The 19560-nt window shown below is 62.9% G+C and carries 23 protein-coding genes and 2 pseudogenes; 12 read left to right on the top strand and 13 right to left on the bottom strand.

Annotated elements, in window-relative coordinates:
- Window positions 1–2 precede the first annotated feature (2 nt).
- The 3 genes and pseudogenes from ACFVJ3_RS31830 (at window position 3) to ACFVJ3_RS31820 (ending at window position 1663) form a co-directional block, all read left to right on the top strand.
- Window positions 3–212: a gas vesicle protein gene (locus ACFVJ3_RS31830; protein ID WP_378455875.1), complete on the top strand. Its 210-nt coding sequence runs from the start codon at window positions 3–5 to the stop codon at window positions 210–212.
- Window positions 205–489 (top strand): annotated as a pseudogene (locus ACFVJ3_RS31825) (gas vesicle protein K). Before ACFVJ3_RS31830 ends, ACFVJ3_RS31825 begins: the two are co-directional and overlap by 8 nt.
- 502 nt (window positions 490–991) lie before the next feature.
- Window positions 992–1663, top strand: a complete 672-nt coding sequence (locus ACFVJ3_RS31820; RefSeq protein WP_378455858.1) for a PAS and ANTAR domain-containing protein — start codon at window positions 992–994, stop codon at window positions 1661–1663.
- Window positions 1664–1740: 77 nt separating this feature from the next.
- On the opposite strand, the gene ACFVJ3_RS31815 is transcribed toward ACFVJ3_RS31820, so the two are convergent.
- Both ACFVJ3_RS31815 and ACFVJ3_RS31810 read right to left on the bottom strand, forming a co-directional pair.
- The gene (locus ACFVJ3_RS31815; protein WP_378455857.1) at window positions 1741–2283 is read right to left on the bottom strand and encodes a hypothetical protein; all 543 of its coding nucleotides are present in this window, start codon (window positions 2281–2283) and stop codon (window positions 1741–1743) included.
- Window positions 2284–2395: 112 nt separating this feature from the next.
- A complete protein-coding gene (locus ACFVJ3_RS31810; RefSeq protein WP_378455856.1) occupies window positions 2396–3130 on the bottom strand; it encodes a TetR/AcrR family transcriptional regulator C-terminal domain-containing protein in 735 nt (244 codons plus the stop codon).
- 230 nt (window positions 3131–3360) lie between these two features.
- Between ACFVJ3_RS31810 and ACFVJ3_RS31805 the strand changes: the two genes are divergently transcribed.
- The 7 genes from ACFVJ3_RS31805 (at window position 3361) to ACFVJ3_RS31775 (ending at window position 6990) form a co-directional block, all read left to right on the top strand.
- Complete coding sequence (locus ACFVJ3_RS31805) at window positions 3361–3684, top strand: hypothetical protein (RefSeq protein WP_378455855.1); 324 nt, start codon at window positions 3361–3363, stop codon at window positions 3682–3684.
- Window positions 3685–3818: 134 nt separating this feature from the next.
- The gene (locus ACFVJ3_RS31800; RefSeq protein WP_378455854.1) at window positions 3819–4079 is read left to right on the top strand and encodes a hypothetical protein; all 261 of its coding nucleotides are present in this window, start codon (window positions 3819–3821) and stop codon (window positions 4077–4079) included.
- Between the two features lie 130 nt (window positions 4080–4209).
- On the top strand, window positions 4210–4767 hold the full coding sequence (locus ACFVJ3_RS31795; protein ID WP_378455853.1) for a CsbD family protein: 558 nt from the start codon (window positions 4210–4212) through the stop codon (window positions 4765–4767).
- Window positions 4768–4796: 29 nt separating this feature from the next.
- The gene (locus tag ACFVJ3_RS31790) at window positions 4797–5480 is read left to right on the top strand and encodes an IF2 family translation initiation factor (RefSeq protein ID WP_378455852.1); all 684 of its coding nucleotides are present in this window, start codon (window positions 4797–4799) and stop codon (window positions 5478–5480) included.
- Between the two features lie 300 nt (window positions 5481–5780).
- Complete coding sequence (locus ACFVJ3_RS31785) at window positions 5781–6086, top strand: ANTAR domain-containing protein (protein WP_378455851.1); 306 nt, start codon at window positions 5781–5783, stop codon at window positions 6084–6086.
- On the top strand, window positions 6083–6262 hold the full coding sequence (locus ACFVJ3_RS31780; RefSeq protein ID WP_378455850.1) for a hypothetical protein: 180 nt from the start codon (window positions 6083–6085) through the stop codon (window positions 6260–6262). Before ACFVJ3_RS31785 ends, ACFVJ3_RS31780 begins: the two co-directional genes overlap by 4 nt.
- Window positions 6263–6342: 80 nt before the next feature.
- Window positions 6343–6990 (top strand): PAS and ANTAR domain-containing protein, encoded by a 648-nt coding sequence (locus tag ACFVJ3_RS31775; protein ID WP_378455849.1) that lies wholly within the window; start codon window positions 6343–6345, stop codon window positions 6988–6990.
- 227 nt (window positions 6991–7217) lie between these two features.
- Here the strand turns inward: ACFVJ3_RS31775 and ACFVJ3_RS31770 are convergent, their stop codons facing one another.
- From ACFVJ3_RS31770 to ACFVJ3_RS31720, 11 genes and pseudogenes are all read right to left on the bottom strand, one after another.
- Complete coding sequence (locus ACFVJ3_RS31770; protein WP_378455848.1) at window positions 7218–7478, bottom strand: hypothetical protein; 261 nt, start codon at window positions 7476–7478, stop codon at window positions 7218–7220.
- A gap of 172 nt (window positions 7479–7650) precedes the next feature.
- Window positions 7651–7791, bottom strand: a complete 141-nt coding sequence (locus ACFVJ3_RS31765) for a hypothetical protein (RefSeq protein ID WP_378455877.1) — start codon at window positions 7789–7791, stop codon at window positions 7651–7653.
- Window positions 7792–7858: 67 nt separating this feature from the next.
- A pseudogene (locus ACFVJ3_RS31760) lies at window positions 7859–8224 on the bottom strand (transposase); the annotation flags it as partial.
- A complete protein-coding gene (locus tag ACFVJ3_RS31755) occupies window positions 8203–8730 on the bottom strand; it encodes a winged helix-turn-helix domain-containing protein (protein WP_378455847.1) in 528 nt (175 codons plus the stop codon). The pseudogene ACFVJ3_RS31760 and the gene ACFVJ3_RS31755, both read right to left, overlap by 22 nt.
- A 249-nt stretch (window positions 8731–8979) precedes the next feature.
- Window positions 8980–9333 (bottom strand): YybH family protein, encoded by a 354-nt coding sequence (locus ACFVJ3_RS31750; protein WP_378455846.1) that lies wholly within the window; start codon window positions 9331–9333, stop codon window positions 8980–8982.
- A gap of 189 nt (window positions 9334–9522) precedes the next feature.
- Complete coding sequence (locus ACFVJ3_RS31745; RefSeq protein WP_378455845.1) at window positions 9523–11013, bottom strand: MFS transporter; 1491 nt, start codon at window positions 11011–11013, stop codon at window positions 9523–9525.
- A gap of 612 nt (window positions 11014–11625) precedes the next feature.
- On the bottom strand, window positions 11626–13179 hold the full coding sequence (locus ACFVJ3_RS31740) for an AMP-binding protein (RefSeq protein WP_378455844.1): 1554 nt from the start codon (window positions 13177–13179) through the stop codon (window positions 11626–11628).
- Window position 13180: 1 nt separating this feature from the next.
- Complete coding sequence (locus ACFVJ3_RS31735) at window positions 13181–13567, bottom strand: Zn-ribbon domain-containing OB-fold protein (RefSeq protein WP_378455874.1); 387 nt, start codon at window positions 13565–13567, stop codon at window positions 13181–13183.
- Between the two features lie 14 nt (window positions 13568–13581).
- Window positions 13582–14742 (bottom strand): thiolase family protein, encoded by a 1161-nt coding sequence (locus ACFVJ3_RS31730; RefSeq protein ID WP_378455843.1) that lies wholly within the window; start codon window positions 14740–14742, stop codon window positions 13582–13584.
- 509 nt (window positions 14743–15251) lie between these two features.
- Entirely contained in the window at window positions 15252–15914 is a 663-nt protein-coding gene (locus ACFVJ3_RS31725) for a TetR/AcrR family transcriptional regulator C-terminal domain-containing protein (protein WP_378455842.1), read from the bottom strand.
- 76 nt (window positions 15915–15990) lie between these two features.
- Window positions 15991–17337 carry an acyl-CoA dehydrogenase family protein gene (locus ACFVJ3_RS31720; protein ID WP_378455841.1) on the bottom strand — a complete coding sequence of 449 codons (1347 nt, stop codon included), beginning with the start codon at window positions 17335–17337 and terminating at the stop codon, window positions 15991–15993.
- A 239-nt stretch (window positions 17338–17576) separates the two neighbouring features.
- Between ACFVJ3_RS31720 and ACFVJ3_RS31715 the strand changes: the two genes are divergently transcribed.
- Both ACFVJ3_RS31715 and ACFVJ3_RS31710 read left to right on the top strand, forming a co-directional pair.
- A complete protein-coding gene (locus ACFVJ3_RS31715) occupies window positions 17577–18494 on the top strand; it encodes an NmrA family NAD(P)-binding protein (protein WP_378455840.1) in 918 nt (305 codons plus the stop codon).
- A gap of 127 nt (window positions 18495–18621) precedes the next feature.
- A complete protein-coding gene (locus tag ACFVJ3_RS31710) occupies window positions 18622–19521 on the top strand; it encodes an SDR family NAD(P)-dependent oxidoreductase (RefSeq protein ID WP_378455839.1) in 900 nt (299 codons plus the stop codon).
- Window positions 19522–19560 lie beyond the last annotated feature (39 nt).

Raw genomic sequence — 19560 nt, 5'->3', positions numbered from 1 at the left:
ACATGGTCCCCGCGGTCCCCGCGGACGACACTCGCCGCATCGCCCTCGTCGACCTGCTCGACCGGGTGCTCGGCGGCGGCGTCGTCATCACCGGCGAGATCACGCTGTCGCTAGCCGACGTGGACATGGTGCGGATCTCGCTGCGCACCCTCATCGCCTCGGTCAGCGCCCTGGAGCCGGCCCCGGATCCGACGGACACACCCGATGACTGATCTGGGCAGTCGGCGCGACCCGGCCGAGCTGGCCGGTGAGGACCGCCGTGTTCTGCCGCAACGCATCGACGCCGACCCGAATCGGTCGAAACGCGGCCTGGTCACCCTGGTCCTCACCCTCGTCCGGAGATCTCAGCGACGAGCAAGTCGAGCGGATCGGGACGACACTGATGCTCCTCGAGGACCGCACGGCAGAACTGCGGATCATTTCGGGTTGACCCCCGAGGACCTCAACATCGACCTCGGACCGCTGGGGCCGCTGCTGTCCAACGAATAACCGAGATGACCGCAGTATGGGCATCCCGGAAATTCCTACGGCAACCTGCACCCTCGTCAGGTGGGCACAAGCAGACCGCCGACCACACCGCTACCGTTGATGGTGTTGCCGCGCCATCGCGCGGTGGCCCGGTACCCCGCCGGAAACGAACCCCCCGGCGGGGTCAAGGAAGCCCCGGCAACCCACCAACACACGTGCGAGCCCGGCGTCGCTGTCACCCCCAGGACAATGGCACCAACCATATTGCGTTGCACATAGCAACAAATTTGAAAAGTGGCGGACGGGAGGGTGTTTCCCCGTCGGGGTTCGGGTACCCGTCCTGCCGGGGAGTGCGCGCGGCGACCGTGGCCGTCACCGAGGGAAACCCTGCTCTTCCGGCGTACTGACATCGTCGGATGCAGCGGTGTGGACAATTTCTGCGCACTCCGATCGAGTGCTCGGCATACTGTGGCGGTGGGATCCGAGGCGAGGTGGGTGAGCCGCGAGGGCGGCGGGTGCAGCTGTGGACAGTGATGAGCTCCTCGGTTCGAATGCGCCCCCACAGGGCGGAAGTTTCCGGTTCTACCTCGACGGCCAGCGCTGGGAATGGTCCGACCCCGTCGCCCGCATGCACGGCTACCAACCAGGCGAGGTCACCCCCACCACCGAACTTCTGCTGTCCCACAAACATCCAGACGACCAAGCACCGGTCGCTGCACTCTTCGACAAGATGATCCACGCCGGTGAGCCGTTCAGCAGCAAGCACCGCATCATCGACACCGACCGCCGCATCCACCACGTCATCGTGGTCGGCGATCGCATGCTCGACGAGAACGACAAGGTCATCGGCACATCCGGGTATTACATCGACGTCACCGAAGCGTTGGAGACCGACCTCCGCGAATTCAACGCGGCGCTCACCGAGGCGGTCGCCGGACTCGAACAATCGCGGGCGGTGATCGAGCAGGCCAAGGGTGCACTCATGCTCGTCTACGGCATCTCCTCGGAACGGGCCTTCGGCATCCTCACCTGGCGCTCACAGGAGACCAACATCAAACTTCACACCCTCGCCGAACGCTTCATTAGCGCCCTTACCGCCGCGGCGACTCTCCCCGAGTCGTTTCGCGCCCGGTTCGACCACCTGCTCCTGACCGCACACGAGCACCCCGACACCCAGCCCGGGGCGCAGGACTGACCGGCGGCCCCACGCAATAAAGACTCAACCTGGACCGAGACCCCCGCAGGAACCGCTTCCCGACCAGGAAACCCTCCTTATGCGGTGCTGACGTCGGGTGGGTCGGGAAGGTCGACATCGAGAACGAAGTCGAGCCAGATGATCGCGTCGGCCAGGGTTTCCGCCCGCATGGTGAGGTCGAATTGCTGTTCGGCGGCGGTGAGCGACCACTCCACCTCGGCGTGATCCTCGGCGAAAAAGGCCGACACCGTCCGCAGCACCCACCGCGCCGATGCCGGCAAGTTGTCGACGTCGACGTACCGCCCGTCCGTGAAGCGGAGGTCGAGGATGAACCTCTCCCCCGGACCCGCGGCGCCCAGGCGCGCGATGATCACGCCGACAATCGCATCGACGACCCACGCGAGCACATCGCCGAATTCCGGCCGGCCTCCGACGGGGTGCCGTTCGGTGCACAGCTGGGATACCTCGCACGAGAACCGGGCGGCGTCGCGGTCATCAACCAATTGCACCAGCCGACCGCCGAGAGCTGCGGCCGACGAGCTGGTGGGGCCGACGAGCTGGTGGGGCGGCCTGCGTTCGATCCCATACTCCGAGAGTGCCCGGCCCCCGGGCACCACCACACAGCCCAGACGACGCCGCGCAGCGACACGGTGAGGATGGCCCGGCTTGTCCGCGCTCGCTCCGATCGTTACCTGGGATGCGGGCGAGCATGGACGGACCGCAAGCGCGCGTTCATGTGCCGGTTGCGGAGGCAGCGGTCTGGTAGAGGGTCTCGAGGCCGCCGATGGTGATGTCGAGGCCCTCGTCGAGAAGTTGCGCACCGTCGTAGTCGGCGAGTTCGGAAGCGAGGGAGCGTAACCGGGGGAACTTGCTGCGCGGCAGGCGGTGCAGTCCGAGGCGGAGAACATCCTCCGACTCGTCGGGGTCCTCGATCAGTTCCTGGAGCTCGTCGAGAATGTGCCCCTGCAGGAACCCGAAGAACAGCCGGTAGGAGCGCAACGCATTCGGCGCGGAGAAGCCGGCCCGAATGAGCAGTTCGAGGAAGTCCTCGAGCGGGCGCAGCGTGCCCGGGGGTCGTAGGCCCAGCGGTGTCGCGCGGGGGCGGGTCACCAGCAGCGGAACGACATTGGGGTGCGCGAGTGCGAGGCCTCGGTAGCGGTGCGCCAGTAGCCGCAGTTCCTGTGTCCAGTCCTGCGCGTCCGGGTCGATGACGAGTTCCCGGAGCACCAGGTCGACGACACCGTCGAGGAGCGCCGCCTTGTTCGCCGCGTACCGGTACAGGCTCATCGCGTCCCGCTCGAGTGCCTGCGCCAATTTGCGCATCGACAGGGCGTCGACGCCCTCGCGGTCGACGATCTCGAGGGCGGTGACCAGCACCTGCTCGGTGGTCAAACGGGTCAGGCGGGTCCTCGTCCGGGTACGGCCCGTGGTGGTGGTCGACTCGGCGGGGTCCGTGCGCGCACTCATCGCTGCCTCCTTGAGGTGGGACGGACCATAGGAGCCGCGTCCACGCCGGGTCGCGGCTTATGCAGCCCTAACTACACCGTACACTTGCACTGTAGTTACTAATGGGTATACTTGCGGGGTATGGGTTCGCTCCAGCAGAGGGTCGCGCTCACCAACGTTCACCTCATTCGAGGAGACGTACCTGGTGACCCGAATCTGCAAGGTCGGGCACCCCATTGAAGGAGTCATCCATGACCTCCACTAATCCTGCCGCCCACACCACCACCGGAGCCGTCACTCCCGGCCCGCGCGCGCAGCTCGATCCGCGCCGCAGCACCGAGACGAAGGCCGCGTTCAAGACCACCGAGTTCTTCGTCTACATCGCCGCCGTCATCGGAGTCCTCATCGCCTCGTATCTGGTGCAGACGACCGACGGGCACGAGGACTATTTCCGGGCGGACCGCGCCTGGTTCTACATCGTCATTCTGACGATCGCCTACATCGTCAGCCGGGGCATTGCGAAGTCCGGCAGCCGCGAGCACTACACGGACACCGATCGGCATACCGGCGTCTAACTCTTCTCGCCAGCGCGGGGGGTTCCGGCGGCGTGTTTGCCGGATCCCCGCGTCACGTTCGTTGTCGATCGAATCTGTGACACGTCTCCGCACCCGATCCGCGGGATCGGTGTCGCCGATAGTTGGGCCAAATCTTGTCAGACACATTCTCCCTCAACCATATTGACCACTCAGGTCCACCGCCGAGCAGCGTCGATACCCGTCCACCCGTCCCGGCCGGGGCGCACCCGCCCCTGGTCGAGCTACCCGGCGTCCGGCGTGTCCTCGACCTCGCGGCGCTCACCGTGTTGTCGGGTGCCGTGGCCGCCACTACCTCGCTCACGGTTGCGACCGTCGGGCTGCTCACCGCGATCGGCGCCCGGGTTGCGCTGCGCCGCAGCCTGACTGCCCGATAAGAAGGGTTCTTCCTATCGGCAGCGCAGACCCGCCTCGCCGCCTTCGCGCAAGAAGTCGTCGGCATCAACTAGTCACCGCACATGCGGGTGGCGGTACCGTCGCCCGCCCGAATACCAGGAGAACATTCTCATGAATGAGCAGGACACGTCCGGACAAGCACGCAAGGGCCTCCTCGACTCGGTCAAGGGGAAGGTGAAGGAAGTGGCCGGGGCCGTGACCGGCAACGACTCACTGGCCACCGAAGGACAGCTGCAACAGGCGCAGGCGCAACAACGTAAAGAGGCGAACAGTGCCGAGGCGGTGGCCAGGGCGGAAACCTCGCAGGCCGCAGAGGAACTCAGCCAGGTGCGCCGCGCCAGTGCCGAGGAACGCGCCGCGATCGGCGCCGAGACCGCGGCCGCCGAAGAAGCAGCCCGCAACCGGCAGCACGCCGAGCACCAGGCAGCGGAGCAGCACCAGCACCGCCAGGTCGCGCAGGAGCAGTCCCGCGCGGCGGCCGACGCCCGCGACGAAGCGGCCCGAGCGGAGACCGCCGAACGAGCGAAGACGGCCGCCGCCGCCGACGAAGCCGTCGACGCCACCGACGAACACCGGCGGGCTGTCCGGGACGCGAACGCCGCCCGCGACGAGGCGGAACGAGCCCGGCGCGCCGCCGAGGGTCTCACCGGCGACGCCGGCCTGTCCTGATCCACTCCCCACGAATCATCGGAGAATCCATGAACATCCTCACCGTCCCCGTCACCATCTTGCGGTTGCAGTACACGATCCTGCGTATTCCTCTGCAACTCGTCGAAGACCAGGTGATGTCCCGGCTGGCCGCCGAATCACCGGCCCGGCTGATGTACGAACGCACCCTCGGGGTGCTCGACGGCGCCGTCGGCAGTGCACTCGGCGACCGTGACACCGAGCGGCGCGGCGACGCACTCACCGAGCGCAGCGACGCACTGGCCCGGGCGGCGGAACTCGAGCAGGAGGCGGCACGCACCGAGGCCGCGGCGGACACCGAGCTGGAAACCAAGCGCAAACAGGTCCACCAGGAGCAGGTAGCAGCGCGGGAGACGAAGCAACGCGACGTCGAACAGGCCCGCCGGCGTGAGGACGAGCGCAAACACGCCGCCGAACGGGACGCCGAGCAACGCACACAGGTCGCGAAGAAGAACGCCGATCAAGTTGCCGCGCAACGCACCCAGGCCGCGGAGGCCGAGCACCGTGCCGAGCAGACCAAACTCCGGGAAGCGGAGAAGGCGGCGGCAGCACCGGCCAAGGCCCAACTGAAGGACGCCGCGGACAAGCAGGACGAGGCGGCGGGCAAACGCGCCCGCGCCGACCGCGTGGAGAAACTCGCCGACACGGAAAAGGCCAAGCGCCGCACCGACCTGACAGCCAACGGGAAACGCTGACCGACAGCCGGTTCGGTCCTGCTGCAGTTGCGCAGGACTGTTCCGGTCGCGGCCGGGTACCTCGGATACACACATCGTCAGGGGCGCCGGGACGCGGTGCCGGCCAGGCTCCCCCGTTCAGCCAGACACCTCGACCGACCGTTGCATCGGAATGGCAGTACTTGTGAATGTGAACATCGTCCCGCTCATCCTTCTGCCGCGGCGTGGGGGCGGGATCAGTGCACGACTTACCCCGAAAGGCTTCGTCAGCAGGTTTTCTGCCGGTCACCACACGTCGTGGTCTCGGTTCTGATGACGGCCATGCCGGCCGGCTCATCGCGGCCCGGGTCGGGTTTCCGCGCCCGGCTCGAGGCGGCGCAACACCTCGTGATGCAGGCCCGCCACTGCACCGAGGATCAGGCGTTCGACGAACTCCTCGACGTCGCGACCCGGCACCATCTCGATCTCCTCCACTTCGTCGAAGCGTTCAGCGAAATCCCCGACCACGGGACCTGGTTATCGCCGACCGACGACCTCGTCGGTGCGCGGGCCGTCGCCATCGAGCACTGGCATCGCCTGGCCTCCCTACGCCCCGACCCGGAACACAAAGGACGGACCACCTCATGATCGATTCCGGCAATGGAATCACCACACCCGAGACGATGCGGCCCCCGGTGAACACCACCGAATGGATCAAGGCACATCTCGAGCGGATGGACCATTCCGAAACGCGGCAGGTGGACCGCGCGCGGGCGGAATCCGCTGAGTCCCTTGTGGTCACCGGACCCGAAACGGGCCTGTAGGGGCGCGCCGTCGCCGGTCGGTGCGCCACGGCCGCACCACCCCTGCAACTCTCCGGTTACCGATGCGCTAGAAATGGGGCGTGAATTCAGAGCAGGTGTTCGGTGGCGGCGAGCCGCAGCGGGTGGGCAGCTTCCGGTTCCTCCTGGACGGGCAGCGGTGGGAGTGGTCCGACGCCGTCGCCCGGATGCACGGGTATTCGCCCGGCGAGGTGACGCCGACCACCGAAATGTTGCTCTCCCATAAACATCCCGAGGACCACCCGCGCGTGGCCGGGGTCTTCGATCGGATGATCAACGCTGCCGAACCGTTCAGCAGCAAGCACCGCATCATCGACACCGCCGGCAAGGTCCACCAGGTGGTGGTCGCCGGCGACCGTCTGCACGATGACACCGGTGCCGTGATCGGGACGACCGGGTTCTACATCGACATCACCGACTCGTACCGCAGTGATGTGAAGGAGTCGGTCGACGAGGCGGTCGCCGCACTCGCGCAGTCCCCGGCGGTGATCGAGCAGGCCAAGGGTGCGCTGATGCTGGTCTACGGCATTCCCGCCGACCGCGCGTTCGACGTCCTGACCTGGCGCTCGCAGGAGACCAACACCCGGCTCCGCACGCTCGCCGAACAGCTCGTCATCGGCCTCTCCGAGTGCGAACCCGACACCGGGCTGCGCGCCTGGTTCGATCATCTGCTGCTCACCGCCCATCAACAAGTCCAACGACCGGAGTAGGGGACGGTTCCGCGGGCTGGGTTCTCAACCCGCAGAACCTGGATCGGATGTCCCGACCGGTCGAGCACCGACCCTGGCCCTCCGCTTTCCCCGAATTCCCAACAGCGAATCCATCACTGGCCCGGCAGGGAGGAATCGACGACTGTGCACAGTTCCGATCACCTGTGCTCGGCGACCCCCGAAATCCCAGTCGCAGTGCACATCGAAGCGCCGAGGACGACTGGGGATCAGGCGTTGTGCCGTGCCAACCGCCATCCGCGGTGCGCGACGACGAAACCCGAGGCTGCCCCGAGGACCGCGCTGAGAATCAGGCCGGCCGCGAGAAACGGGATGGGGTTCACCGATCCCATGCGCCCGGCGCCGAACGGTTCACCCACGTACCCCACGGAGAAGCGCACCGGGTACGACAACCACCAGGCGAACAGGCCGGTACACACCAGGCCCGCACCGAGTCCGAGGGCCGTTCCGATCAGTATCAGTATCCGCACAAGATCAACTTCGTGATCAACGGTTGCACTGTTACCGCGACCCGCCCAGAACGTCGCCGGCGTCACCTCGTCACTGCCGTTTCCCTCCCGCCCGCACGCAAGCGCAGAGTCGAGGCACGTCGACAGCACTCGCCCGGCATTAAGGATGTTTCGGTAATTGAGTGAGAACTGGTCATAAGGAAAGTCCGGTGTGGTCGAGGAAGCTGTGACACAGGTCGTAGCTCGAGCCTATCCGAGTCAGGTCGGACTCGGTCGCGATGCGGACCTCGTCGAGGGTATCGGGGCAGAGGTTGGCGAGTTCGGTGGATTTCATGTTGCCCCAGACTTGTTCGATGGGATTGAGCTGGGGGGCATACGCAGGGGCGTTCGACGTGGAGCCAGTCGCGTTGGGTGGCCAGCCACGCGGTCATCGCCTTGGATCGGTGGGCCATGAGCCCGTCCCAGATCACGATGACCTTCGCGCCGGCGAAATGGGCGCGTAGTTCGGTGAGGAACTCGATGAGCTTGTCGGTGTTGTAGGCGCCATCGGTCATGGAGAACACGAATGCGCTGCGACTGCGGTCGTGTCGATAGGCCAGGACTCCGGCCATGGACATGCGTTTCCAGGAGAATCGGTGATGCAGCACAGGTGTCACGCCTTTCGGCGCCCAGGTTGCTCGGACCACCGGGAGCAGCGACACACCGCTTTCGTCCTGGAAGCAGATCCATGCACCTTGGCGCCGCGCTATTTTTTTATCCGCGGCCACTCGTTCTCGCGCCAGGCGACGATGGCGTCCTCGTCGCGTTCGACTGCCCGCCGTGCGGGACGTTGCCGGCTCCAGCCCAGCCTGGTCCGCAGGATCGTCCAGGTCTGGGTGGGTCCGTAGGTCACGTTGGTGAGCCGCTCGATCACGATCGCGACCCTGCCCAGGGTCCACACTCCGGTCGCGAAGCCGTGAGCCTGGGGTCCTTTGAGTAATTCCTCTCGGATCGCGGCGATCTGGGCGTCATCGAGCCGGGGCCGGCGTCCCGCGCGACCGGCACCTTCCAATGCCTCGTTGCCTCCTTCGATCCACTGTCGATGCCAGCGTGAGGCGGTCTGCTGGGAGACTTCCAACTCGACCGCGACATCGATCTGTCGTTGTCCTGCGGCGAACATCTCCGCGGCCTGCATCCGCCGGTCACGCAACGCGTCGAGATCACGGCGACCGCCGCGCTGCTTGACTTTCCGGGCGTCGGACTCCTCGCCGGAACCGGTTTCCTTCCCTGCCATTCATCAATGATCAAGCAGCACGGTGCGAATCATGCGCAACGACACACCCTATTACCGAAACATCTGTAAAAGTTCAGCAACCGCTGTATCGCTCCGGTCAGTCCGTCCCTTCGGCCGGTGTTTCTCGGTTCAGCGCTCGTCCGTACTCAACAGTCCGCGCTCACCAACCGCCACCACTCCATCGCAAAGCCGGTTCGCAGACCGCGCACGGGACACAGCACGCCCGACCACTCCGGTGGAAGGCGCCGGCTATCGCCCTGTCTCCCGCGTGTACACGACGAAACGTTTGACCAAACCGTCGCCGTCGAGCGTCGCGTGGTCGATGGCACTCAAAAAGTACTCGGTCTCGTCGTTGATCTGCGCATCCAACTCGTAGACGCACATGTCGCCCTGCTCGACGAAGCTGGCGAGTCGGAGTCTGGACTTGATGGAGGGCAGGAAATCCTCGTAAAACGAGCTAATCTGTTCCCGTCCTCGCAGCTCGCGCCCCTTCGGAGCGAGAAAGACTGCATCTTCTGCGAACAAGGATGCGAGCCGGTTGTATTGGCCAGCATTGGTGAACTCCACATATCGCTCGGCGAACGCGCGGGTAGGGGTCGTCATGTTCAGTAAATCCTTCCAGTGTGATCTATATCGGCTGGTTCATCTTTGAATTGGGCCATCTTCCAAGCATCGGGCTCCATGGCTCGTGCCGGTGCGTAAGTATCCGCCGGGATATGACCAGCACCTTCAAGATAGAGATCCTCACCGATTCGGTCAGCAGGTGTTGCGTCCAGAGAATATGGTGCGGCCCTAGTTGAGCGGCTTGCCGCTCCCAGCGACAGTTGAAAGCGTATCGATATCTTGCTGTTTCGACGCGCGCCGTTGCGCTGCGATGTGGCGAGCCCTCAGCGCGGACACCACGGCCAGAATTCCGACCCACAGGCCGACAAGGAACGACCCGAGCACAAACAGTCCCGAATTGAGGACCATAGCAAGCCAGAAAGGAGCGACAGCATTTGATACTCGGGTCGTCGAGTGAGCGAAGCCCATTCCACTCGCTCGCACAGGGGTCGGGAACTCCTCGCCGGCTGTCACGTTGGTCAGTGGCGAATAACCACCACTCACCGCCATAACAACGAATGCAGAAACGATTACGACAGACGTCGCATCTGACGCAAAGAAGACTACGATACTGATGCAGGCCAGCGCGGCCATTGCAAACATCATCGTCCACCGCGAAACAAAACGACTGGACAGGTACACAATTGCGCAGCCCAGTGGCGCTCCGTACAACGACGCGGCGGTTACTGTGAGCGCCAAAGAAGAGTCGAATCCCCGAGCATCAAGAATCGTGGGAAGCCACATGGAGAACGACTGCCCCGCGGTCGAATAGAACATCAGCATCATCGACACCAGAACAAGAGAGACCAGTAGGGGTCCGCGTGTCAGTCGAACCGGTTCCCCACCAGTTATATCTACGGTGTCAGGTTCTGCATTCACCGATTCCGTGGCAGTCGAACCCGCAGCGTCCGAGGTGCGAACCTCTTCACAGGTAGCGATTGCAGGCGATTGGGTTGAGGAAACACCCGAGTTTCGTTCCAGCGAAGTCATTGCCGCTTCCGCATCGTCCAGGCGCCCCCGCGTAACTAACCACAGTGGGGACTCTGGGAGCAGTCGCAATGGAATGTACAAGAAGATCGCCAGGGCGCTGATACAAAACACGAGACGCCAGCCCTCGGGCCCCACTGGAATGATGAGTCGAGCCAATGTTGCGAAAACCGCCGAGCCTCCCACACCAATGCCTGCCACAATCGCTGTGCGCGCAGTCCTTCGAGAGGGTGGGCTCATCTCAACTAGATAGATCAACGCGACAACGAATAGCGATCCGATTCCGATGCCCGCAAGGAAGCGAAGAACGACCAGTTCAACCGGCGTTTGGATGACAGATTGCGCCAGAGTGAAGAGCGTCGTGATCGCCAATGCCAGACGGAAGAAACGAATTCGACCAAATCTGTCCGACAAATAGCCACCGATAGAAGCGCCAAGGAAGGACCCGATAAAGGTTGCCGACATCGTGAGAGCGAACATGGTGGTGGTCAGCCCAATAGCATGCCGCAACGTCGGAGCGACAAGCCCAAGCGAGGCACCGTCACCAATATCAAAGAATACGGCTAGGGCAGCGACCACAATCACCATCCTCGATCTACCGCGGGCCGGCAGATTTTCGAGACGCTCGGCGATGTTATCGTGAACCCGGGTACGCTGCGATGAGTGCACCGGCCCTCCGTCTGATTGCTTCATTCGTTCGCTCCTGTCCTGGACATCAGCAGTCGTCTGAGACGATCCGCAACGGAGGTGAAAAGAATTTTCGCCACGCGCATGCGGGCCTGTGATGTGAATCTCAAATTATTCAACTATATGAACACGGGTACGTCAAGCAATTCATTGGGCACGTGACACTTTGGCATACGGTGTTGAATTTTTTGCGGCCAGCTCGAGACACACGCAACGGGGTACATCGCGAATCGCGGAATCCGCGCCGAACAAGTCAATCGGTTTGATCGGCCGACGCGAACCGCCTACGCAAGAGATGGTCGGGGAGTATACGAATTGCGTTGCATCGCATGAACATATGATTCCTGACGCAGCACAGCACAGCACAGCACAAAGTTTCCTATGCCGCTGGGAATCCCGTGGATTCTCCGACAGGGTGTTCCCGCCCACGAACTAGCCAAGTTTGGCATAAGTGCTATACGGAGCTCATCCACAACCGAATTCGGAGACACCCTTCATCCCCATTCTTGACCTCGCTAAATAGTAGTTAGCTAACCGCAATACTTCGGTACCAGATAGGCAGAATTTGAAGCACGCCAACAAATATCCGAAAAATGGATCCAATACGAGCGCCGCAGATCAGACCTTGACCTTCGTAATGTCGGACTCGCCCGGGTAACCGCCGCCCCCAAATGCGGTATCGAGCGCGTCGTAGTCGATGGCACCGCCGACCGTCGGGATCGACTCGACAAACTCCACAAACTTGGGTTTCTTGTAGGAGGCTATGCGTGTCCTGCAGTACTCCCGCAGCTCGCCTTCAGATACCGACTCACCGTTTTCCAAGACGACGATTGCCTTGACGGACTGAACGAAAACGGGGTCAGGTACGCCAATGATTGCGGCTGTCTTCACGGCGGGATGGGTTTTCAGACAACCCTCGACCTCCGGTGGGTAGATGTTCTCGGCCGCGGACTTGATTACCCGGACCATCGTGCCCAGAAAGGACACGGATCCGTCGGATTCCCGCCGGCCGGCATCTGTCGTTCGCCACCATCCGCCGTCGAGGAACCGTGCAGCATTCGTCTCCGGGCGGTCCCAGTACCCACTGTGGACGGTGTCCCCACGAATCGCGATCTCCCCAATCTCGCCGTCCGGTACCACCGCCCCTGCAGGGTCCACAATTTTCACTTGTGTCCCCGGGAAGGGTCTACCCGCGTTGCCGATGCAATCCGGTCCGATTGCTTTCAGGAGGGCCAAACCGGTCAGCTCTGTCTGGCCGTAGCCGCCAGGGCGCTGTCCCCATCGTGAGGTGTCGGCAGGCAGGTCGTCGCCCCACATCGCTCCGAACGCACCGGCTCTCAGATTGGAGATGTCGCGTTGCGCCTCTTTGTTGAGTTGTTTTATCTCCGCGATGGTGGGGGGCATGAGGAAGGCGGAGGTCACGTTTTCGTCGGCGAGAATTCGCAGGATACTGTCGGCGTCGACCCGGGGGGTGTAGACGTTGGTCCCCCCCCGTATGTATACCGGCAGCGATTCGAGTTGGAAGTTGGCGGTGTGGAACAGCGGACCCGAGTTCAGAAATATCGAATCGTGTTCGGCACCCGTGACCTCACCGGTCAGCAGTGCCATTGTAATGAGGTTGCGGTGACTGAGTATTGAACCGCGCGGGCGCTCAGTGGTTGCGGCGGTGTAGATCACCAGCAGTGCATCGTCGGGGGTAACATTTGCACGCGGAGCTGGAATAGACGGCGCTGCAGCGACTCTCGCCTCATAGCCATCCGGTCCGGTGCCGTCGTGTTGAATCCAGGTCGCGTCGAACTGCGCAGTCTGCCAAGCGGCCTTTACTGCCTCGCCGATCTCTTCCTCTTGCCAAACGACAACCGACGGCTTGAGGTCGTTGATGACGAACGCCATCTCTTCAGCCGGCTGACGCCAGTTGACGGGGCAGATCATTGCTCCTAGCCGCCCCGCAGCGGTCAACAACTCGAGGAAACGGAACGACCCCTGCGCCAACCAGAGAATGCGGTCGCCGTGCGAGACACCCGACTGCGCCAGCACGTGTGCCACACGATCGACCCGTAGATCGAACTGCTGCCAGGTGAATCTGGTGGCCCCGTCGACAACAGCCTCGGTCGCGGGGTAGCTGCGACCGTTCTCCCGGCAGATGTCGGAGATCGTCGGTTGATAGACCATGTCACTCTCCTATGGGCTCGACGGGCGTGAACATCGGAAGCGACGCGCCCTCGACGTCGTGGAAGACAACTCGCACCTGCGTGCCAATACTGATGGCTTCTGGTGGGCACCCGACGATATTGGTGAGGTACGTCCAGCCTTCGGCGCCTGTGACGACGCCAAGGACATATGGCGTCTCAAAGTCGGCGGAAAGGGGTCTGTGCACCACGGTGAACGTGGTGACCGTCCCAGTACCACGGCATTCGGCGTAGGACCAGTCCGTCGAGTCTGTTCCAGGTACACATCGTTCGGGCGGGAAGAAGTACCGACCGGTCCGGTTGCATCGTGGAGTCACGAAGCGGTGGTCCCGCGCGGCTTCCCAGAACTCCGCCGACCAAGCGGTAGGCACTGCAGCAAGGCTTCTCAACGCGGTCCCTTTCCGAGGATGGCGAGCTCGTAGTGACCGGCAGCTGAACCAGCGTTCGCTGCCAGTGCGGTCTCGACGCCCTGAACTTGATGCACCGCGGTACCCCTGATCTGCCGCACACACTCGATCACTTTGAGTGTCATCTGTTGAGTGCCATTCCAAGCGTACGAGAGGCATCCCCCGTCGGGATTTACCGGACGAGGTCCGACGATTCCGATCGACTCGGAGGTTACGTAGCGGCCGCCCTCGCCCTCAGGGCAGTACCCCAGCACCTCGAGCTGCCGAATGATCTCAAACGAATTTGGGTCGTAGAGACTCAGGACGTCGACGTCATCACGGCTCCGGTCGGCGATGGCGAAGGCACGCTCGGCGGCGGCGGCGCCCAGCCTGCCTACCGCACCGTAGGAGGGAGGCGTGAAATACGGTCCCCCGATGGCTTCCATGGACCCACCAAGTACAGACACCGGTATGTGTGGAAGATCCCGCGCACGTGCCATCGATGTCAGCACGACTGCGGCACCTCCTTCGCCGGAGAGGCACACGTCGAGCCGGTGCAAGGGCGAAGCCACCATGGGCGAGGCCAGAACATCGTCAACGGTGTACGGTCCCCGTCCGAACATGATCGCCTCCGGGTTCGTGTGACCATTGTTCCGGATTGTCGCGGACACACTAGCGAGCTGCTCGGGCGTGGTTCCGAAACGATGCATGTGCTCGGCCGCAACCAGGGCGAAGAGAGGGACGACGTAGGCCCCCCAGACGTCGGTGAACTCCCCCGGCTCGACTCCTGCGCTGACGGTTGCGCCCGGCCCGAACATCCCCGCCATGCCTCCGCCGACCACCGCGACGTCACACAGGCCGGCGTTGATCGCTGCGGCCGCCTTGAGGACACCCCGCACGCCGGACGTGTCGAGCAGCGAATCGGCAATCCACCGAACGGAGCCACCGAGGGCGCGAGCCCACGAAGAGCCCTCCCCCGGGCGCCCCCCCGCACCCGGCCATTCCGCGGCGACTCCGTCGACGTCTGATGGCTTCAGGCCCGCGTCCGCGATCGCACCAAAGACAGCTTCTTGTGCAAGTTCCAGCGACGTGCGGTGCGGGAGTGCCCGAGACTGCTCAGTGGCATAGATCCCCACCACGGCGACGTCTTGTAGCGGCATCAGCGTTCCTCCAGATCTCGGCGAAGGTGATGACTGACCTTCACCAACTGGGCCAACCGGCATTCCAAGCCGGTCGGACCGCATATAGATAGATACTTTATCTGATAGTAGTGTGCACCACGTCACGTTACAGTGTAAAGTAGAAACCGAGTTTTCGCAGCTCACAAAGCCGGAGACCCAAGATGACTTCCCCGCGGGCCGGACCCACCGGTAGCCGACAGCCGATGTCGATCAAGCTGCCGGGAGCCAGGCGTGACCGCAGCGGTACCTCCCACCAGCCGCGCCGAGTACCGTATCCGGCAAGGGGCACGGTGGGCACGGCAAACCTTTTAGGACATCGCGCTCGGCTTCGTCTCCCTGCGTCAAGGTCATCGCAGTCCTGGGATCAGGAAGGCCTCGGTTCACACATGCCAGCCCATCAGGTGCTGGTGGCATTCACTCGATTGCCGCCTCGCATCGGAAAGGGCGAGGCGTTTGGGAGGATCCTTCTGCGCAGCCGGTCTCCGCTTTCAGCTGGGCTTAGCAGCGCGGGCTCGGATTCCGTCAATCAAGGTATCGATACCGAAACTGAAGTAGTCGGCGCCCCGCAACTCGTCGAGGTACGGCATGATCTGCGCCACCGTCGGCGGTACCCCCACCTGGTCTTCGGGTTGTGGCACGACGTCCAACGCCACCTGGTAACGCCCGAACAGATAGGTGTGGATCATCGCGTACGTCAGAACGACCTGCCTCTTTTCCAGCCCCGCCTCCAGCAGGATCGCCATCAGCGCGTCGACCAACCTCCAATCGGAGTACAACATGCGCTGGAGTAAAAGGCTGGCGATCCCAGGATGTCGGCGCAGCTGCGCATCGCTCCTCTCGATCAGCAGCCGGAGCCGAGTGTCCCACGGCCCATCGTCCGCAGTGGGGATGCGAACCTCCTCGAGGGTTCGCCGAGCGACGAGGTCAAGAAGCTCCTGCTTGTCGGTAACATGAGAGTAAGCAGCCATTTGGGAGCGTCCGAGCTCGCGAGACAGGCGCCGCATCGAGAGCGCATCGAGCCCGTCCGCTCGAATAATCGTCAGGGCTGCATCGACGATCTGATCCTCGGTCAATGACGGCGGGCGTCCTTTGCCGCGCCGAACCGCGTCCTTCGTAGCGCGCGAGGAAGATGAACGCTCGTTCGAATTCACAGCGATAGTGTACTCACCGCCCCGCCCGCACCCCGGAGACGACGAGTACAGGCCCGTGCCGCCATCACCACACGCATTAGCTTCCGAGGCGTTCAAGGAGCCTCTCGTGCGCCGCGGTCGGGCCCCCGAGAAGCAGGTCTGTCGTCTGAACGCGCAGGCCGATTGCTTGGGCGACCGCCGGGTCGAACTCGCTGGAGCCGGCCGTCTGAAGCCGCCGGAACATACTACGAGCCGCCGAAGAACATCCGATGTGCGCCATCGCGGAAGCAACCGAGCTCTCGGCGATCCTGTTGTCTCCCTGGAGCTTAATCGCTCGGAGCAACAGAGCAGTTGCACTCCATCGCAGAACTTCCATCGCAGCAATCTCGCGGGTGTACCGGCGCCACGCTTCGCTGTCACCACACGACGGAGGCAACTGCGACAACGTCATCAGGCCACGATCCACCAGTCCCACCTGCTCGGCAGCCAGGGCGGTTGTCGCCCGGTCCACAATGCTGTTCATGACCTGTCCGACGGCACCTTCCCTGCCGATCATCACCGCGGGCGTTTCGTCGAAGCCGACCCGGGCCAAAGGCCGACCAGCATCAAGTGTTGCGAGCGAATTGATGCTCACTCCCGGGGCTGAGGCTTCGACGAGGTACAGAGACGGGCCACCAACCGTGCGTGCGATCGTGAGAATCGTGTCTGCCCCCAGGGCGCTGGGGACAAACCACTTCTCGCCGGAGATCCTCCAGGAGTCGCCATCTGAAGACGCGCGGGCGCGAACGAGCGCCGGATCCCACGACCCGGACTCCTCGGCAACAGCCAGAGTTGCCTTTCTGAGGTCGGCACAATCGCCGTTGGATGCGGACACCAAGGAGTACGCCTGGGCGGCAAGCCCTGCCGAAGCGAAGTAGTCGGTCGACGACAGTGTGAAGCCAGCCGAGTATGCGACCTGCGCGAGCCCCCTTGCCGACGAAGAATTCTCAGCCCAGGCGGTTTCGGGCAGGATGGTCGACAGAGACTCGTTGCGCTCGATCACATGACCTGTGACTTCAACAGAGATCGCGTTCAGCGCCTGCTCTGCCTGATAGACCAGTCCACCCGTCGCCGACACCAGCGGCAAGAACGGACCACGAAAGGGGTTCCCGGTATCTGCAAGCAGGCGAGGACCGAGGACCTCGGCGATGAACTCGCCAGCGGTTGCCAGTACACCGCACTCTGCGGCTTCGATCACGGAGGCCGGGCCGTCGACGATTCCAGTGCGTAGTTCGCGTACCGCAGCGAGACCGACCAGGATCTTGCTGAGCTGTCGCCGCAGAGCGCGATCGTCCCAGGTCCACGTGGAGCGCATCAGCGCTGGCAATGTCTCGCCGTCGAGTCGATCGAGGTAGTCGGCGCGCTGTTCAGATGTCATCTCCGCGGTGGCGGTCGTGTGCGTCATCAGTTCTCCATGAGGGGTCTCGAACGGTACCTTCACAGGATGAACCCTTTACGTTACGCTGTAAAGTATCTAGGTTCACGTCAAACCTGCGGCCGTCACCCGCGCGAGGAAACATCTGCCCCAGGAGGACTCACCTGTCCCGCGCGACGAACTACTGTTGGGGCACACGGGTCGAGTCAGAAATCATGGCTCACTCAGACGCCAAGATTGCGGCACAGCCAAATTACGAAGGAGTCATTGTGACAGTAGATCTTAGTGAACTTAAGAATCGGTCGGTCCTTGTGACCGGCGCAACCGGGATGCAGGGCGGGTCCGTTGCTCGTAATCTCAGCCGCGAGGGCGCGTCCGTGTCAGCTCTTGTCCGCGACCCTGGTTTTGAAGCTGCCGTGGAACTCGAGAAGTCCGGAGTACGTCTGATTAAGGGCGACCTCGAGGACAGCTCCTCGCTTCGGGCAGCATGTGCGGGACACGACGCCGTCTTCTCAGTGCAGCTCGCCCCGAGTCCAGCCAACCCCACCTCCGAGCGAGACCAAGCGAACAACTTGATCATGGCTGCGAGAGACACGAGGGTCGCGCACTTCGTGCACAGTTCAGTATCCGGAACGGGCTGGCGAAGGTCTCATCCGGAAGCAAATTCTGGCGGGACAGATGCCTATTGGGACAGTAAGGAGGCGGTCGAGGACGCCGTGCGCAGCGCCGGGTTCCCAGTCTGGACCATTCTGAAGCCAGCATTCTTCATGGAGAACTTCGTGGCGCCCAAGGTCGCTCACATGTTTCCCTTCCTGAGCAATGGCGAGATCGTCGTAGCCTGTGGAATTACCACGACCCTGGCGATGGTCTCGGGTGACGACTTCGGCAAAGCAGCTGCCACTGTTGTCGCCGACCCCGCCCGCTTTGCGAAGGCGGAAATCGAGCTTTCCTCCACCGCACTGAGCTTTGCTGAGATTGCCAACACCTGCGGCGACGTCACAGGGGTTCGGACTAAGTCCTATTCGGCGTCACCAGAAAAAATCGAGGAGCGGTTGGGCCACAGGTACTGGTCCGGCATGCAAATTTGGCTCGACGCTGTCGGCTACCCAGCTCGACCTGAACACGCCGCCGCATTCGGGATCGATATCGGCACAAGCTTCCGAGATTGGCTTTCTTCACACCAGTGACCGCCCTCGAAAGTCTGTAAACCGCGGGGAACCAAAAATATTCCGTTATTGCACGCCGGCGAGTCGAATGGTTCACTCCCGGGCGATTCTATCTTGACTACCTGCAGAACCTCCTAGGGAGAGACCGTTGCGAAACATCAATTTCAGCGGCCGCGTCGCGATCGTTACCGGCGCCGGCCGAGGACTGGGACGATCCTATGCGGAAATCCTGGCCGCACGCGGTGCGATTGTGGTCGTCAATGACGTGACGAACTCCGGCGAAGCTGCAGACTCCATTCGAGACGCCGGCGGATTATCTATCGCGAGCGACCACGATATCTCGACACCAACCGGAGCCAAAGGCCTGGTCGATTTCACCGAAGAGCAATGCGGAGGCGTCGACATCCTTGTCAACAATGCCGCTATTGGTCGGTATTCCAGCTTTCTGGATGTAGAAATCGAAGAGTACGAGTTGGTACGCAAAGTCGGACTGGACGGCACATTCTACGTGACACGAGCGGCGTGGCCAATAATGGCCGCCCAGGAGTATGGGCGAATCGTAATGACCACTTCAGGCCACGGTTTGCTAGGCGGGAACAACTCCATCAGCTACTCGGCCACTAAAGGCGGGATATTCGGCATGATGCGTTCGGCCGCACTCGACGGCAAGCCCTTCGGGATCATGGTTAATTCCATTAGTCCAGCCGCGTTTACGCCAATGGCCGAGTCTTACGTGAGCGAAGAATGGGCGGAAAAGATGCGAATGGAGTCACCCACCAGTCTGGTGTCCCCTCTCGTTGCCCTACTGTGCAGCGAGCAGTGCCCCACAACGGGCGCCAATTTTGATGTCGGGTCGGGTCGGGTTGGCATGGTGACTCCTTTCACAAACGCGGGATATTACGACCGCAACCAGACACCCGAGTCGATTCTTGAACATTGGCCTGAGGTAACTGACACGGCGGCACAGAGCGCGTATTCCAGTTCGCGAGAATCTACCGAAGCAGTAGGAATAGCTCGAAGGAGAACGGAGGCAGACGCGACTCGCTGATCTGTGAGTCGACGAATCCTGCTCCGGCATCAACTCCAG

The sequence above is a fragment of the Rhodococcus sp. NPDC127593 genome, assembly GCF_042671975.1.
Classification (GTDB): Bacteria; Actinomycetota; Actinomycetes; order Mycobacteriales; family Mycobacteriaceae; genus Rhodococcus_F.
This window is presented reverse-complemented; position numbering and strand designations above follow the sequence as displayed.